A 17,147-nucleotide genomic window follows, 5' to 3' on the forward strand; every position below is an offset into this window, starting at 1 on the left:
CGCCCGCCGGCCTGCCGAGGATGTCGCCTCGCGTAGGGGGTTGCTCACCGGTTCTGCCCTCCCGTCTCGCCGTCGGTCTCGTTCAGCAGGCACGCGGCCTCGTGCCCTGGTTCCGGCCCCACGGGCAGCAGTGCGGGCAGCCGCTCGTCGCAGCCCTCCGTCCGCCGCGCGCAGCGCGGATGGAACGGGCAGCCCGATGGTGGGCGGGCCAGGTCGGGCGGGGTGCCGGGGATGCCCCGCAGGGTGCGCAGCGGGGCGCGCAACGGCGGGAAGGAGTCCCGCAGGCCCTGGGTGTAGGGGTGCTTCGGCGCGCTGTAGAGGGCCGCCGCCCCGCCCACCTCGACGATGCGGCCGGCGTACATGATGGCGATGCGATCCGCCAGCTCCAGCAGCAGCGACAGGTCGTGCGTGACAAAGATGACCGCGAAGCCCAACTCACGTCGCAGACGCAGTACTTGAGCGAGGATCTGTCGCTGCATGACGACGTCGACGGCCGTCGTCGGCTCGTCCATCACCACCAGTTCGGGACCACAGGCCAGGGCCAGGGCGATGGCGGCGCGCTGGCGCATCCCGCCGGAGAGCTGGTGCGGATAGTCCCGGACCCGGTCGGCGGAGATCCCGACCAGGGCGAGCAGCTCCGCGGCCCGCGCCCAGGCGTCCTGCTTGTTCATCGAGCGGTCGCGGGCCCGCAGGACGTCGGCGAACTGGGCGCCGATCCGCATCACCGGATTCAGCGCGTCCATCGCCGACTGGAGCACGATGGACAGCGCCGTCCACCGGTAGCGACGCAACTGCTTGCCGTCGAGCGCGACGAGGTCGACGGGCGGGGCGCCGTCCCGGCCGTGGAAGAGGATCTCCCCGGCGGTGGTGACGGCGGGCGGGCGCTGGAGCCGGGTCAGAGCGGTGATCAGAGTGGACTTCCCCGAGCCCGACTCCCCCGCGACCCCGAGGATCTCGCCTCGGCGCAGGGTGAAGGAGACATCGGAGCAGGCGCGCACGGGGACGCTGCGCGTGGCGTACTCGACAGTCAGGCCGCGGACCTCCAGAACGGCCTGCCCGGCCGCGGCCACGGACGGCCTGTGCTGCTCAACCTGTACGGTCATCGGAATCCCCCTCCGGGCCGAGAAGTCGTGGTGCGCGAGGTCATGGGAGGCGGTGGCGGGGCACACACGGTGATCACGCCCCGCTTCCGGCTCGCGCCAGCCGCTTGGCGCGCCGGACCGACGCCGGACGGGCGGCCCGCAGCTTGGGGTTGGCGAGTTCGTCGACGCCAAAGTTGACCAGGGCCGACGCCGTACCGATCAGGGCGATGCACAGGCCGGGCGGGACGAACCACCACCACAGGCCGCGCAGGACGGCGCTCTGCTGCTGCGCCGACTGGATCATCGTCCCCCAGCTGATCGCCGAGGAGTCGGAGATGCCGAGGAAGGCGAGTCCGGCCTCGGCCATCACCGCGCCGATCATCGCGTGCAGGAACATCGACGCGATGAGCCCGGTCAGATGGGGCAGTACTTCGGCGAACACCAGTCGGCGGCCGCGTTCGCCGAGCATGCGCATGGCCCGTACGAAGTCACGGTTGGCGATGGAGAGCGCCTGAGCGCGCAGGGTGCGCGCCCCGCCGGACCAGCCGAAGAAACCGATGATCAGGGCGATGGTGGTCAGCCCGGTGCCCTCCAGATAACCGGCCACGATCAGGATCAGCGGCAGCACCGGCATGACGAGGAACAGGTTCGTGAGGAAGTTCAGGGCGGCGTCCACCCGGCCGCCGTAGTACCCGGCGGGTACACCGACCAGGATGGCCATCGCCGTGCCGACCACCGCGCCGACCAGCCCGACGTACATCGAGCCGCGGGCGCCCTCGACGATCTGCGCGAGGATGTCCTGCCCGAACTGATTGGTCCCCAGCAGGTGTTCACCGCTGGGAGGCTGGGCGATGACACTGATGTCGTTGGCGCGCGGGTCGAGACCCAGCAGGGTGTCCACCACCCAGGGGCCGAACAGGGCCAGCAGGCAGAAGAAGGCCAGGATGCCGAGGCCGATGCGGACCTTCCAGCTGGTCAGGAATGTGGTGCTCAACGCCCGTCACCCTCCTTCTCTGATGCGCGGGTCGAGCAGGGCGTACACCGAGTCGGCCAGCAGGTTGGCCAGCAGGACGGTCAGCATGATGAGGAAGAAGACCCCCTGCATCACCGGGTAGTCGCGCTGCTGGAGCGAGGTGTAGAGCAGATAGCCGATGCCCGGGTAGTTGAAGACGACCTCGGTGAGCAGGGCACCGCCGACGACATGGCCGAGGGCGAGGGCGAAGCCGGTGAAGTTCGGCAGGACGGCGTTGCGGGCCGCGTAGCGGAGCATGACCCGGCGGCCGGACAGGCCCTTGGCCTGGGCGAGCAGGATGTAGTCCTCCCGGACGGTGGTCACCGTCATGTTGCGCATGCCGAGCAGCCAGCCGCCGAAGGCGGAGAAGACGATGGTGGCGGCGGGCAGCGCCCCGTAGTGCAGCACGCTCAGGACGAATGACGGGGAGAAGCCGATCGAAAGGTCGGCGTCGTATCCGCCGGACAGCGGGAACCAGCCCAGCTGGAAGGCGAAGAGCCACAGCCCCAGCAGCGCCATCCAGAAGTACGGGATGGCCGAGACGAATGTGGTGAGGGGGGTGACCACCGTGTCGAAGCGGCCGCCGGCCTTCCAGCCGGCCACGGCGCCGATGCCGGTGCCCAGCACGAACGCGATCACCGTGGTCGAGCCGACCAGCAGCAGGGTCCAGGGCAGGCCCTGCCACAGCAGGTCGCTCACGGGCACGGGGTAGTTGCTGACCGAGACACCGAGGTTGAAGTGCGCCAGCTGGCCCAGGTACTCGAGGTACTGGCGGCCCATATTGGCATCCGGCTCGCCGAGGACCTTCTGGATCGACTCCAGGGCGCTCGGCGACACCTGCTGACCACTGACCCGCTGCAACTTGTCGACGATGCCGGCCGACGGGTCGCCCGGCATCAACCGGGGCAGAAAGAAGTTCAGGGTGATCGCCGACCAGGCGGCGGCCAGATAGAAGCCGAGGCGACGCCCCAGGAACCGCCAGCGGCGGGGCACCCTGGCCGGGCGCGCGGCATGCGCGGCGGACACGGTCGCCGCAGTCACTTGCCGGCCTGCTTCAGGTTCATCAGGGTCAGCGTGGTGTCGGGCCCCAGGCCCGGGAACGGCACGTGGGAGAAGTGCTCGGGGGTGGGCCAGCCTTCCCAGTGCGAGGCGTTGATGGCGATGAACCAGTAGCTGTTGTAGATGGGGCTGTACGGAACCTGCTGCGCGACGATCTTCTGGAGCTCCTCCCCGGCGCTCTTCGTCACCGCGGGCTCGTTCGACCCCAGCAGCTTGCCGAGCGCCGCATCGGTGGCCTGGTCCTTCCAGCGCCCGTAGTTGGTGGCGGCCTTCTCCCCCAGCGGGCGGTAGGCCCGGCCGCTCAGCCCACTGTAGATGCCGCCGACGCCGCCGCCGAGCGTGAAGTTGATGGTGAGGTCGAAGTCGCCGGCCTGCTGCTGCTCGTACAGGTTGGCACCGGGGGCACCGACCGGCTTCACCGTGATTCCGAGGTGCTTCTGCCAGCTGCGGATCATGCTGTTGGCGTACGGGTCCCAGCCGTAGTCCTGGTTGAACGAGAGCTTCGGAGCGTAGGACTTGCCGTCCTTGACCAGCTTGCCCCCCTGGACCTTGAAGCCGCTCAGCGCCAGTTCCTTCTGCGCTCCGGCGGCGTCCACCGGCTGCACCTTGTGGCGGTACTCGGGCAGGATCACATCGCCGAAGACCTCGTCGACCAGTCCCGTGGGACCCGCCTCCGTACCGGGACGCTGAAGCATGGTGACGATGTCCTTGCGCGGAATCGTCATCGCCAGCGCCCGCCGCAGATGGACATTGTCGAAGGGAGCCTGAGCGGTGTTGAAGAAGAGAGCGTAGGTGCCACCGGTTGCGTACTTCTGATACAGGTGGCGCTTGGGATCCTTCGCCTCATACTCCTTCTCCGCGCCGTTCCAGGCGATGAGCGCCCAGTCCACGTCACCGCGCAGCAGTTGCGCCTGCACGGCGTCGCCACTGGTCGGGACGACTTTGAGCTCCTTCAGGGCGAACTTGCCGCCCCAATAGTCGTCCCTGGCGCGGAGGGTCACCTGCTGAGCTGCGAACCGCTCCAGGGTGAAGGGGCCGGTGCCCACCGGATCGGGATTGGTCCAGCTCTTGAGGTCCTTCCCCGCCCAGATGTGCTTGGGCACCATCGGAACCTGGATCGAGGCGAGCTGACCCAGTTCACTGAAGGCCGGCTGCTTCCAGTGGAGGGTGACGGTCGTGGCGTCCTTCTTGGCGACGCGCTCGTAGGTGGTGCCACCGGTGTTGAACGAGGAGTCCTTCAGCGGGATGCCCAGCGAGAACACCACGTCGTCGGCGGTCATCGGCTTGCCGTCCGAGAACTTCACATCGTCGCGCAGCTTCACCGTGAGCGTGGTGCCGGACTCGTCGAACTCCAGGCTCTTGGCCAGCCAGGGCTTGACCTTCGCACCGTCGCTGTAGTCGATCCGCGCCAACGGCTCGTAGATCAACTCGCTGTTGGGGGACTTCTGGGTGGCGGGGCCGAACATGTTGTAGTTGCGGACGAACATCGTCCCGCCGTCGGTCTTGCCGAACACGAGCGCCTGCGCGCCCTTGCCGCTCGTCCCGGCTCCGCCGGCGCCCGTCCCGGCCGTGCAGGCGCTCGCTCCCAGTGGTACGGCCACGGCCGACGCGGCGGCCCGCACGATGAAGGCTCTTCTGGTGGACATGGCTGACTCCTGGCTCCTCGTGAGGGCGGTGCAGGACGCAAAAAGACGTGCTCATACGTATGAGCAATAGCAGGAAGGGCTCCCGGGCCTCTGCTTCTACGTATGACCAGGGAACGTACGGACGTTACGAGAGTGCGTCAAGAGTGTGACGTGAAGAGGTTTTTAGGACACTGATCCACTACGGACAGCTCAACGGAGGGTTGTTGGCGGTGACGTGAGCGATCAGTTGGTCAACCGTGCTGATCGCAGGGCCGCTTGACGTCGAGAGACCGTTCTGAAGGGCCGCTGCCGGCACGTGCGCCCGCATTGACACCCCCGTGCGGCCAGCCTAAGTTGAACGCGCTTCCGGTGCGCAGCGTCAACTGCCGCCTCCCAGCTTCCGCATTGCGCATCACGACGGGACGTCGTGCATGCCTGCCTCTCCCCGCTGACGTCCAATCGTCCGATCCCGCACGTTCTCGTGGACAAGCGGGTTCCCCATCGGTCCCCCACCTCGGCCCGCCCGCGCCGACGGCTGCCCCATCGACCCCACACCTCGTAGCTCAGAGCTCAGGAGCTTCGCCATGCCGCGATCCGACCACCCGCACCTCGCATGGAGCCGAATCCCGCGCCCCGCCTACGGTGCCGACTACAACCCGGAGCAGTGGGACAGAGCCACCTGGGAGGACGATGTCCGCCTGATGCGCGAGGCCAACGTCAACCTGGTGACCCTCGGTGTCTTCGCCTGGTCCTGGATCGAACCCGGACCGGACGCCTTCGACTTCTCCGGCCTGGACGAGATCATCGCGCTCCTGCACGAGTCGGGCATCGCCGTCGACCTGGCCACTCCCACCGCGGCACCGCCGCTGTGGTTCTCCCACGCTCACCCCGAATCGCTGCCTGTCACAGCCGACGGGCGAACGCTCGCGCCCGGCTCCCGTCAGGCGTACTGCCCATCGTCACCGGCCTATCGGGAACGCGCCGCGCTGGTCACCCGCCGCCTCGCCGAACGCTACGGCGAACACCCAGCCGTGGTGATGTGGCACATCAACAACGAGTACGCAAACGGCAACCCTCACTGCTGGTGCGCGACCTCGGCCGACGCGTTCCGCGACTGGCTGCGCGCCACGTACGGAGACGACCTCGATGCCCTCAATGACCGCTGGGGCACGACCGTTTGGGGCGTGCGTTACAGCGACTGGGAGCAGGTCATTCCACCGCGCACCAGCACCAGCAGCCTCTCGCCGGGGCTGTGGTTGGACTTCTATCGCTTCAGCGACGCCGAACATCTGGCCTGCTTCCGCGCCGAGCGCGGCATCGTGCGCACCCACTCCCCCGGCCGCCCCGTCACCACCAACTTCATGGCCAGCGCGCTCCGCTGGAGCGACTACTGGCGCTGGGCGCCGGAGGTCGACATCGTCTCGAACGACCACTATCTGCCGTCCGAGGACCCCCATCGCGCCGCCGACCTCGCCTTCGCCGCTGACCTCACCCGCGGTCTCGCGGACGGACAGCCCTGGATGCTCATGGAACACTCCACCTCCGCGGTGCAATGGCAACCCCGCAACGTCGCCAAAACCCCCGGGGAGATGGCCCGCAACACTCTGACCCACCTTGCCCGCGGAGCGGACGGCGCCATGTTCTTCCAATGGCGCCAGTCCACCTACGGCCCGGAGAAGTGGCATTCGGCCATGGTTCCCCACGGCGGTGAGGACACCAGAATCTGGCAGGAGACCAAAGCCCTCGGCGACACCGTGGCCGCCCTCGCCGAGATCGCCGGCAGCACCTGTCCGCCGGCCGACATCGCCCTGCTGCTGGATTACGAGGCCATGTGGGCCCTGCAACTGCCCCACCGGCCCAGCGGCGACATGACATCCTCCGGCATTCTTCGCGACTGGCACCGCGCTCTGTGGGATCTCGGTCTGTCCTGCGATCTCGTACCGGCCCCCGGAGCACAGCGCCTCCTGCTGGTGCCCTCGCTCTACGCCTTGTCCACCGAGGCGGCCCGGGCGCTGGAGGACTATGCGGCACGCGGCGGCCACCTGGTCATCGGCCCGTTCAGCGGATTGGTCGACCCACACGACCGGGTCCACCCCGGCCCGTATCCCGGCGCGCTGCGTGACCTGCTCGGACTGCGGGTGGACGAGTACCTTCCGCTCGCTGCCGGTGAATCGGTCGGCTTGGACGACGGCTCGACCGGCCACCTGTGGGCCGAGCGTGTGCTGCCCGACCCGGGAACCGAGGTGGAGAGCCGATTCGTCGACGGGCCCGCGCAAGGAGGCCCGGCCGTCCTCCGCCGCGGCAACATCCGGTACCTGGCCACTCGCCCGGACATCTCCTCCCTGCTACGGCTCCTTCCCCAGTGGGCAGCGGCCGCCGGCTGCGCGACCCCGGTCCAGGGGGCCGGCCATGGAGTGGAAGTCACGCGCCGATCCACCCCCGACGGCAGGACCTGGCTCTTCGCCGTGAACCACACCAGTCACCCCGCGCAGGTGGCCGCGGCAGGGGTCGACGTCATATCGGGCGCCCTTTCACCGGGCGTGATCACCATTCCGGCGGGCGAAGTCGCCGTATTGGCAGAGGGTCCTCAGTGACCTCGCCGGCCGAGTCGCCGCATCTCAACCATCACATCGAAACAGTGAGGTGACCCATGAAGGTCCGTTTGCTCGCAGCTGTGGGCGCGCTTGTCCTGGGAGCGGTTCCAGGCACGGCCGCTGCGGTGACTGATTCCGCTTCCGCCAGAGCGGTGGCAGGGGACCCCACGGCCGCACAGCCAGTCCTGCTCAACCAGAGCGGCTTCAACCTCGGCGAGTCCAAGCGGTTCACTGCACCGCGGGCCGAGGACGGTGCCACGTTCACCATCACCGACACATCCGGGCGGGTCAGATACCGGGGCAAGGTCAAGGGCAGCATAGGAGATTTCACCAAGTTCAATCCGCGCGACACAGGGGACTTTGTCGTCACCGTCACAGGGGCGGCCGGCACGGGCGCGTCGGTTCCCTTCGGGATCGGTGCGTACTGGATTGACCGGGTGTCCTATCGGCGCGCCATCGAGTTCATGGCGGGCAGCCGGTGCTACTTCGGTGACTACACGCGCAAGACGGCCGATCCCGCCAGCGACGAATACGGCGCGCGCGATTGCATGAAGGGAGTGACCTGGCGTGATTCGGCTCACTATTCAAGGGAGATCCAGACACTGGTCGACATGTACCTGGCCAACCCGAGCGCATTCGACCAGATCCATGTAGACGCCGATGACAAGGGGCTTCCGGTGACACTGCCGGAAGGCACTCCGGACATTGTGCGTCTCATCTACTGGGGCGTTGAGCTGCTTTTGCAGGAGAAGGTCAACGATCCGCAGCTCAAGGAGCAGTTGGCCGCGTTCATATACGCCTATCCGCAGCTGGAAAAGTATATTCCGGCCTCGGTTTACCAGCGCGCTCGCGATCACCTCTTCGACTCGTGGGGTGACCCGGCTCGCGATCGGTACCACTGGCAGGCTTTCACCCCCCACACCGGGGACCTGTTCCAGGTGTACACACAGGTGGGAACCGGTAAGGGAGAGCTCGCACCGGGGCACTCGGTGTGGCCGAACCTGATGATGTACGAGGTGGCGAAGCGCGAAGGCCGCGATGATGCCGGCCGTTACCTGCATGCCGCTCGGAGCCAGGCCGACTGGCTGATCAACAATCTGGACGTCAAGGATCCGCGCGTCAGCAAGGGACAGCGGCAGAGCGAGTACGTGCTGATCACCGGCCTGGTGCAGTTCGCCGAGACGTATCCGGACAAGGCTCCCCACGGCATCGAGGAGTTCGTCAGGGACTGGGCTCGCATTGCCGTCGACCGCTCGGACAATCTTTGGGACTTCCGCCGGTACTCCGACGACCGCTGGACCATTCCAGCCTTCAACGGGGGCGGCGCCGACGACCCCAACGAGGTCGGAAACGTAGCCGGCTTCTCCGCGCCGGCACTCGCCGCTGCGCGGCTGCTGGGGAACGATCCACTGACCGGCCGACTCCGCGAGATCGCCACGGCACAGGTGGACAACATCTTCGGCCGCAACCCCACCGGGCGGCACGCTTCGTACGACGCGCCCAGCAAGACGGTGGGATTCGAGGGTGTGGAGCACGGATGGTTCTCCGAATATTACGGCGGCGCGGGACTGTTGGAGAATGTTCCCGGCGTGCTCGACGGGAGTCCCAAGAACGGGCACTATCCCTTCAATCCCGAGCAAGGCAATATCGGCCACACCGAGGGCTGGGTCGCCTTCAACACCGCATGGAACGAATCACTGGCCTGGCGGGCAGCCGACCAGACACAACTCAAGGTCAGCACCCGGGGCCGGGTCCCCGCACGTGTCGTACCGGGAGATACGGAGGTGCGAATCGACCTGGCGGCACCCCTGAACCTGGACGCCGACACCCTCGGCCAGGGCACGGTCGATGTGCGCGTGGGCGACCGCGCCACCAAGCGTCTGACCGTCACACAGACAGAGAAGAACTCGAAGACGTTCAGCGCCACCGTCAACCTGGCGACACTGGGTGCAAAGCCGCGCGATGCCATTACCGTGACGTACGGCCATGGGCCATTCGCGGTGTCGTACTCCTTCACGGTGGCCGGGGCGGGCCCTCAATGAATGCGTGAGGTGCCCTAAAGTCGCCGCATGAGACTGTGGACAGGGGTGGCGGTGGCTGGGGCAGCGGCCCTGGCCTGGGGCGAGTGGCTGAACTGCCGTTGGTCGCGCGCTCTCGTGGGGAACAGTGGGGGCGCTGTCGAGGCCGTGGTCGTGCTGGGTTACCGGAACCCCCAGGCGACAGCGAACCTCATCAACCGCTGGCGAGTCCGTGCTGCGATCCGCTCCGTCGACGCTGACCGTGCGCACGGCACTCGCGTGATCTTCAGCGGCGGTGCGACCAGCGGTGGGGCCGCGGAGGCCCAGTTGATGGCCGACTACGCGAAGTCGGTGCTCGCGTTCGACGGCACAGTGGTCCTCGAAGACCAGTCCAGGACGACTTGGGAGAACATCACGAACGTGATCCCACTGCTTGAGGACGTCGACCGCATCAAGATCGCCTCCCAGCCGGCTCACGCCCTCAAGGCCCGCGCGTACTTGCGGCGACAGCGCCCTGATCTTGCCGAGAAGCTGGTGCGCGCGGATGACTACCACCCGGGTGAGTGGATGGTCGTCAAACCGCTGCTGGCTCTGTACGGGCTGCGGACACTCCGCGGTCTCAAGGCCGACGAACGGAAGGTCTCGCTCTAGACAGCCGCTGTCGCGTCGGGGTTCGCTATCGTCCGTTGCGCAGCTTGAGAATGTATGTCGCGGTAAGCGCAACGGCACGGTCTTCGTCATGTGACAGATCCGCGAGGGCACGTGCCGTCGCGTTCCCCGGGATGTCCGCGAGCGCCTGTGTCAGCCGTCGGCGTACGGACGATCCAGTGGTGGCGTGGGCGAGACGGTCGACGAGCCCGGTGGCGATCTGATCCGCCAAGGCGGGATCAGTCGCCAGCGTGCTCAGTGCGTCGGCTGCGTCGGCGTCGCTCCTCTCCTCGACGATCATGTCGATGAGCGTCGGGACGGCGTCGGCCACGCCACGTGTCCCGAGCGCCAGAGCGGCGTACCCGCGGACCACGATGTCGGGGTTCGTGAGCGCGCCCCGCAGCAGCGCGGTCGCCTCACCGTTCGGAATCTCGGCGATGGACTGGACGGCACGTTTCCGCACCTCGGCCGCGGGTGAACCGAGGCCCTTCGCCAGCAGTGCCGCCCCGTCCTCGCCCGATTGCGCCAGAGCCCAGCGAAGGGCTCCGGCGACGTTCGGGTCCGACTCGCTCAGCACGGCCTCGACCAGTGCTTCCACCGGCACGGGAACCTCCTCGACCGCGGACAGGGCCGCGCGCTGCCGCACCCCCGCGCTCGATGACCCCAGCGCCTGGAGGAGCGCGACGATCTGGAGGACGCCCTCCCAGCCGGCGGGTTCCGCGGCACCGATCCGACGGAGTCGTGTGAGCAGCTCCGTCTCCGCCACGATGCGGTCTCGCGTCTGGCGGATGAGGTCGTCGACGAGCTCCGCGGGCGCGAAGCCGGGGTCATCGAGCGCGCGCTTGACGTCGCCCAGCGACAGCCCCAATGACCGCAGGCTCTCGATGTGGAAGATTCGCCGGATGTTGTCGCTGGAGTACTCCCGATAGCCGGATTCGGTACGACCCGTTGGCCGCACCAGGCCGAGCGATTCGTAATGCCTGAGCATGCGGGCGCTGACCCCGGACCGCCGCGCGACATCACCGATCAGCACCGCCTACCGCCCCTCCTGGCCGGGCCCACCGAGCGCTACGGTGCGCTTCGCCTCCTCGATCGCGAACTCGAATCCGGCGTCCGGGTCGCGCCACAGCCGTTCCGTGGCGATCGCGTGCGCGCGCACGCGAGGGTCGGGATCCTTCGTCGCGGCGCCGAGTGTCGGCAGCATCACCTCCCCGAGCGCGATCAGCGCCCGGCTGAGGCTCAGCTGCGTCTCGCGTTCGCCGCGCCCGAGCTGTGCCGCCAGCGCTACGGCCAACTCGTGCTCCTCATCCTCGGGCACGAGCACGACCGCCGCCCGCCAGGCGCTCCGGGCCACCTCGTCGTCGGCGTCGGACAGCAGCGCCGGTGTGATCGCCGGCCACGCCTGCCGATCCCCGATCTTGGACAGCGTGTGCAACGCCTGGCTCCGCGCCTGCACACGCTCCGAGCGGACTTCGTCGAGAAGCAGCGGGACCGTCATCGATGCCGCATGGCGGGTGAGTGCCCACGTCAGCATTTCACGCACGGAGAACTCGGGTTCGACCGCGCATCGCCCGATGAGCGCACCGATGAACCCCGGGTCCGGGGTCGTGCCGACCGCCAGCGCCGCCTGTAGCCGGACCGACGGGCTGTTGTTCTCCAGCGCCTGGAGAGCCTGCGAGGTCATGAGGACCACCTCCTTGACACAGTGAAGGCCTTGTCACTGTGTCAAGGTCAAGCGGAGCCAGGGGTGCGTCGGCGTCAGGGGCGACGCGTGGCCGTCATGACTCGCCCTTGGAGATCAGCCGCCACTCGTGGTCATCAGTGGGAGAGCACTTGTAGATGCCCAGACGTGCGTCGTTGCCGCCGAAGTCGGGCTTCTCGCCCCAGACCTCCAGGCACCGCTGGTCGCTGGCGTAGTTGTGGATCCAGAACGTCCGGTTGCCGCCCAGGTTCTCGACCCACCACAGCTGGTTGTCCTGGAGCGTGAGGTTGCAGTGGGTCTGGTTGAGCCCGGTCCTGCTCGGCTGGCTGCCGCGGCCGGGCAGGTCCAGGCACAGGCCGCTCTTCCTGTTCTTGATCACGACGAGATTGCGGCCGTTGGGTCCCTTGCCCTTCTGTGCCAGGACGAAGTCCCAGACCTGGTTGTCCGCGTCCCAGTCGTCAAGGCAGTCGTGCTGGAGGACCACGCCGTCGAGCTTGCCTGTGCCCGAGCCGGGCAGGTCCGCGCACCGGCCGGTCGAGACGTTCTTGAGCTGGAAGTTCGTACGCTGGTCCGGGGCGATCACATAGGGCTTGCCGGCCGTCACCACCTTCTTCGCCCGAGGCTTCGGCGTCTCGCTGCTCGGCTCGGGCTCGGGCCGGGACTTCGGCTGCTCGCTGCTCGGCTCGGTCCGGGGCTTGGCCGTCGGCGAAGGGGACTCGCTCTTCTTGGCGGTGGGCGGGGCGGGCGACTGGGCGGTGTACGTACCGGGGCCCTTCTCCTCGAGCTTCGGGACCGTCATGCCCGAGGTGCGTTCGGGCGCCGCCTCGGTCTTGTCATCGTCGTCATCGGCCCCGAAGGCCAGGAACGGCAGGGTTATCAGCAGCGCGCCCGCGATGGCGGCGGCGGCAAGCAGCGCCTTGGTGGGACGGCCCGAGGGGGGCTCGTCCTCCTCGCCGACCCCGGTGTCGGCGCCCGGGGGGTAATCACCCACGGCCGACGCCATGGCGTCGGCGGATCCGCGGCCGTCCGCGTGGCCGTCGGCCTCGGCGGGCGGTACGTCCGGAGCCGCGGGAGTGTCCGGCGCCCCGGCCTCGGACGCCGTGGTGGCCCCGGCGGACGCCGTGGTGGCCCCGGCCGCGCCTGGTGTCACGGACGGGGCGGACTCACCAGCCGACGCGGACTCGCTCGACGAGACCTTCGGCTGCTCGGCGGTGTCCGCTTCGGCCGCGGCGCCCACGGCACCGGCAGCGCCGGCCGCGCCCGCCTTACCGACCGGATCGGTCGCGCCGGTCTCCGTGCTCGCCGTGCTCACCGTACCCAGCGGTGTCAGCGCGGAGGGATCCGGCGCACCGGCGGTACCCGGCAGGGTGACGGCGCGGCGCACCACGGGCCCCTTGGGGTTCGTGGGTTCCTGACTGGACATCATGTCTCCTTTATCCGTTCGTGTTGTCCATGCGTGGCGGCCGACCGGTCATCGGCCGACGCCGGGCCGGGGTCGGGCGGCGGGGTCCCCGCTCTCCCCCAGCGGTCCGTCGCACATCTCCGGCCATGGGAGGAGCCCCGGTGCGACGGGGTGACGGCGCAGCGCCTCGTCCAGGCGGTCGAGCGCGGCGCGGTCGTGGTCATCGAGCCGCGCGTCCTGCGGTACCGCCCCGGCGGCGGACGGGGAGGACGCGGTGGCGGGTACTTCTCGCAGCAGCACCAGCGGGGCGCCGTCGGTCTCGCGGACATCGAGCACCCGAAGCAGCGTCCCGGGGGCGAAGACGACCTCGTCCCCGCCGGAAGCGGAGCCGGGGCGGCCGGTCAGCTGGCGCGTGCGGCGCCCGGTGACCGACCAGATGGCGTACTGCGCGCCGGCCGGGCGCGGCGCCCCGGCCCCCAGCGGCAGCGCACACACCGGCCCCGGGTCGCGCAGCAGGGTTCCGGGGACCAGCCCGCCGTCCGCCTCGTGGGTACGGCGGCACGCCAGGCCCCGGTAGGACGGCAGGCGCCGCAGCGCGGAGGCCACACAGGCGGCGTACGGCAGCAGCCGCTCGTCGCCCGTACGCAAGCCGCGGGCGAGCGCGGCATGACTCAGCCGCGCCGCCGGGGTGTCCGGGGCATCGGGGTCGTACGAGGTCTCCAGGTACACGTGGAGCGCGATCAGGTCGATGCGCGCCGCCTCCTGTTCCGCCCCGCGCAGCGCGGGCATCCGGGTGAGGGCGCGGGTGACCGCGGCGCTGTGCCGCTCCCACACCGCGTCCGCGAGCGCCCGGAAGGCGGTCCGCTCGGCCTCCGTACTGACATGTCCCGGCAGGAACGGAACCGGCGGCAACGGCCGGAGGGGCACGGACGGCGTACGAGCGGCCAGGGGCTCGGGAGTCGCGGGGGTCACGGGAGTCGTGGGCCCGGGCGCCGTGGCCGACGGGGGCCCCTGCGTGGACTGCGACACCGTGGTGGACAGTGGGGCCGCCGGGGGTACGGGGGGTGCCGGTGGCTCGGCAAGCGCCGGTGGCTCCGAGGACTCCGGGCTCGCCGACGGGGTCCGCGTGGCCGGGGTCGCGGGGGTGTTCCGCGCCGTCTGGGGGGCCTGGCCCTGGGATGGGCGCGACAGCGGGGTACCCGGTTGGGTGGGCCGACGGGTCAGGGGGGATGCCGACGGGGCGCTGTCCCCGTCTCCGGCACCGTCGGGCGGGCTCTGCGACCGGAGCAGGTCCAGCATCGCGTCCAGTCCCATCGGGGGCAGCGACTGGCTTGGCTGGTCCGGCTCCATCGGGGGTGGGGGCGTGTTGCTCCCCGTCCGCAAGGGGCGTCCCGCTCCCGGGGGTTCGGGCCGCTCGGGGTCCCGTACGCGGCCGGAGCCCGGCGCCTTGCTCAGGCCAGAGCCCCCCGTTCGCGGCCTGGGGGGCTCCGGGGATCCTGCCCCTGCCCCGGATGTGGCGGACGCGGCAGGCTCGTCGGGCGCGGCGGAGGTGTCGCGCGCGGCCGGGGCCGGGGCCGCGCTGACCATCGACGGTCGCGTCGATGGGAGCGCGGGGCGCGGATCCTCGGTGGCTTCCGGTGGCGTTGCTTCCGGGAGCGTTCCCAGGGACATCGGATCGCGCTCGTGGTCCGGCTCAGGCTCCGCCTCCGCGGCCGGGGCGGACGCGACCGGCGCCGGGCCGGACTCCGTCGGCGCCTGGGCGGACTCGGCGGGGGCCGGGCGCCGCACCTCGGGCCTGGCGGGCGCGAGGCCGGCCCCGAAGCGGAGCGTCCGCAGGCCGTGTTCCGCGGCTGTGCGGCGCAGTTCGCGGCCACCGTCCGCGCACGTACCGAGCACGAACAGCCTGGCCCGGCCGCACACGTCGGCGCCGAGTCCGCCGAGCAGTTTGGCCAGCACGGGGTACAGCGTCGCGTCGATCGGCCGCCCGGGATGGCCCAGTTCGATCGCCGGTCCTTCGGGGTCCACCGCGCGGGCGGTGGCCGGTGGCGGCTCGCTCTCGGTGTCAGTGATCCACAGGCCCGCCCGGGTGACCGTGACCCGCCACTGCTCGGAGAGGCGTATGGCACCGTGTTCCGCGCTGCCGCGGCCCGGAACGGGCGGGCTCCAGCGCGACAGGCGGGGGCTCGGGGCGGTCTCGCCCTCGCGCGCCGGGGCGCACACCACCGTGTCCACGAACGGCTGCCAGCGGGGCGCGCCATCGGCGCCGACGAGCACGGACCGCACCGTGCCGGGCTCGGTCGGGATGCCGTAGGACATCAGCGGCATGCCGGTGCGGACGAGGAGTTCGACGCCGAGCGAGTCGGCAACCGACTGGCTGGTGCGCAGGATGTCCCGAGGGCCGCCGGGTGCGAGCCGGACGCGGGGCCTGACGGCCTCGGGGAGGGCGGTGAGGAGTTCGGTGAGGTCGCCCGCAGGGATGTCCTCGTCGTGTGGCGCGCCCAGCAGCACGGTGGGGCCGCGCGGGTCGGCCGGTACGGCGTAGCAGAGGTCGTCGGGGTGGGGCGGGATCGCGTCCCGGGACCGGACCAGCACGCCCGCCGGGATCTGCTCGACGGCGTATCCGCCGGAGGTGCCGACCGGCAGGTACTCGACCGCGGGCTGCCACGCGGGGGCCGGCTGGCGCGAGCCGATCCGCACCGGTTCCGCCCCCGGCGCGAAGCGCCACCATCCGCCGCGCTCGCCACCGCCGCGCCGGCCGCCCCGGCCCGGGCGCCGCTCCGGTACGAACAGACTGCCGCCGGGCACCACGACGGCGACGCCATCGGGGGCGATCACCTCGATCTCCCAGGCGTCGGCGATCCGGCGGGCCACGGCGGGCTCGTCCGGCCGGTCGTCGCCCGCTGCCGCCAGGACGAGCCGGACCACTCCGACGCCGTCCGAGCGGAGCGAGTCGAGCACCCTGCCGAGCCGCGGCCACAGCTCACCGGCCGACGACGCGTCGGCTCCGGCGACCACCGTCACGGTGTGTTCCGGGTCGGCGGAGAGGGCCCGGGCCAGGTCGGCGACGTCGGAGGTGGACAGCGTGTCATCCGCGGGAGAGCGGAGCAGCATGACACCGCCGTGCTCCTCGACGAGCAGCGCCCCGCCCCGCCCGCGGCTCTCGGGACGCTCCAGCGTGTCCAGCGTCGTGACGGGCGCGGACGGCGCGGGGTCGGCGGCGGGCCCGGTACGGGCTCGGGCACCCCGCCCGCTGAACCAGCGGGCTCGGGCGCCCCCGGAACGGCTCACGCCTGTCCTCCTCGTTCTTCCCGGGCACCGGCCGATGTGGCTTCGGCCTGATCCGCTTCGGCCTGATCCGCATAGGCCCGTTCGCCCCCGTCCGTCTCCTCCGCCGGGGCGCTTTCCACGGCCGCCAGCGCCGCCACCAGCTTGTCCGTGACCAGCACCATGCTCACCGCGGCGGAGCTGTTGACGGACAGGTTGTGGCCCTCGGGGATCCGGTCGAGGACGTCGGCGATCCGCACCCGCTCGAACCCCAACGGGCCGGTCTTGTGGAGGTGGCGCGCCGAGGTGTAGATCGGGACCACTGCCGTGCCGTCGGCTGCCGACGCGCTCACCGGCCGGCCGTCCGCCGTGACCAGCATCGCCAGTTCGGCCTTGGCCAGGGCGGCGGTGACGTCGTCCGCCGGGCCGTAGCCGGTGGTGGCGAGCTGGACGGCGCGGTCCACGTCGTCGGTGGGCTCGGGCCAGCCCCGCGCCCCCGGCGATGGCACGTAGTCCTCGTTGGCCTGCCACTCGACGATCTCGCCGTTGTCGTCGGAGCGCCACTGGCCGACCACAGCGAACTCGGGCGGCGGGGCCTCCCCGCGCCAGGTGGGGTCGGTCAGGTAGAGCCAGTGGTTCGGCGCCGCCTTGGCGGCCTGGACGAACTCCTCCGGCGGTGCGGGGTCAACCGTGGCGGGGGTAGTGGCCTCGCCGTTGGACTCACTCATCGTGTCCTCGCTT

General features: G+C 70.3%; 12 protein-coding genes. 3 read left to right on the forward strand and 9 right to left on the reverse strand.

Translation table 11 applies throughout. The features are described 5' to 3' along the window. Window positions 1–44: 44 nt before the first annotated feature. The 4 genes from ACZ4WQ_RS42515 to ACZ4WQ_RS42530 form a co-directional block, all read right to left on the reverse strand. Complete coding sequence (locus ACZ4WQ_RS42515; RefSeq protein ID WP_398372867.1) at window positions 45–1,103, reverse strand: ABC transporter ATP-binding protein; 1,059 nt, start codon at window positions 1,101–1,103, stop codon at window positions 45–47. Window positions 1,104–1,176: 73 nt separating this feature from the next. Then, the gene (locus ACZ4WQ_RS42520) at window positions 1,177–2,076 is read right to left on the reverse strand and encodes an ABC transporter permease (protein WP_311721721.1); all 900 of its coding nucleotides are present in this window, start codon (window positions 2,074–2,076) and stop codon (window positions 1,177–1,179) included. A gap of 6 nt (window positions 2,077–2,082) precedes the next feature. Further along, on the reverse strand, window positions 2,083–3,087 hold the full coding sequence (locus ACZ4WQ_RS42525) for an ABC transporter permease (RefSeq protein WP_361182093.1): 1,005 nt from the start codon (window positions 3,085–3,087) through the stop codon (window positions 2,083–2,085). 44 nt (window positions 3,088–3,131) lie between these two features. Then, complete coding sequence (locus tag ACZ4WQ_RS42530) at window positions 3,132–4,799, reverse strand: ABC transporter substrate-binding protein (protein ID WP_398372864.1); 1,668 nt, start codon at window positions 4,797–4,799, stop codon at window positions 3,132–3,134. A 563-nt stretch (window positions 4,800–5,362) separates the two neighbouring features. Between ACZ4WQ_RS42530 and ACZ4WQ_RS42535 the strand changes: the two genes are divergently transcribed. From ACZ4WQ_RS42535 to ACZ4WQ_RS42545, 3 genes are read left to right on the forward strand one after another with little or no spacing between them, the layout of a single operon-like run. Continuing rightward, window positions 5,363–7,372, forward strand: a complete 2,010-nt coding sequence (locus tag ACZ4WQ_RS42535) for a beta-galactosidase (protein WP_398372862.1) — start codon at window positions 5,363–5,365, stop codon at window positions 7,370–7,372. 56 nt (window positions 7,373–7,428) lie between these two features. After that, window positions 7,429–9,414, forward strand: coding sequence for a hypothetical protein (locus ACZ4WQ_RS42540; protein WP_398372860.1), 1,986 nt, complete (start codon window positions 7,429–7,431; stop codon window positions 9,412–9,414). Window positions 9,415–9,441: 27 nt separating this feature from the next. Further along, window positions 9,442–10,041 (forward strand): YdcF family protein, encoded by a 600-nt coding sequence (locus ACZ4WQ_RS42545; protein ID WP_398372858.1) that lies wholly within the window; start codon window positions 9,442–9,444, stop codon window positions 10,039–10,041. Between the two features lie 25 nt (window positions 10,042–10,066). Here ACZ4WQ_RS42545 and ACZ4WQ_RS42550 read toward each other — a convergent pair whose 3' ends face one another. The 5 genes from ACZ4WQ_RS42550 to ACZ4WQ_RS42570 form a co-directional block, all read right to left on the reverse strand. Continuing rightward, window positions 10,067–11,071, reverse strand: a complete 1,005-nt coding sequence (locus ACZ4WQ_RS42550; RefSeq protein ID WP_398372856.1) for a HEAT repeat domain-containing protein — start codon at window positions 11,069–11,071, stop codon at window positions 10,067–10,069. Between the two features lie 3 nt (window positions 11,072–11,074). Further along, the gene (locus tag ACZ4WQ_RS42555) at window positions 11,075–11,722 is read right to left on the reverse strand and encodes a HEAT repeat domain-containing protein (protein ID WP_398372854.1); all 648 of its coding nucleotides are present in this window, start codon (window positions 11,720–11,722) and stop codon (window positions 11,075–11,077) included. 94 nt (window positions 11,723–11,816) lie between these two features. Continuing rightward, the gene (locus tag ACZ4WQ_RS42560) at window positions 11,817–13,163 is read right to left on the reverse strand and encodes an RICIN domain-containing protein (RefSeq protein ID WP_398372852.1); all 1,347 of its coding nucleotides are present in this window, start codon (window positions 13,161–13,163) and stop codon (window positions 11,817–11,819) included. 48 nt (window positions 13,164–13,211) lie between these two features. Continuing rightward, a complete protein-coding gene (locus ACZ4WQ_RS42565) occupies window positions 13,212–16,430 on the reverse strand; it encodes a hypothetical protein (protein WP_398372850.1) in 3,219 nt (1,072 codons plus the stop codon). Continuing rightward, window positions 16,427–17,134, reverse strand: a complete 708-nt coding sequence (locus ACZ4WQ_RS42570) for a type VII secretion system-associated protein (RefSeq protein WP_311721711.1) — start codon at window positions 17,132–17,134, stop codon at window positions 16,427–16,429. The genes ACZ4WQ_RS42565 and ACZ4WQ_RS42570 overlap by 4 nt, the downstream gene beginning before the upstream one ends. Between the last annotated feature and the right edge of the window lie 13 nt (window positions 17,135–17,147).

It is taken from the genome of Streptomyces sp. NPDC028305 (genome assembly GCF_055569495.1).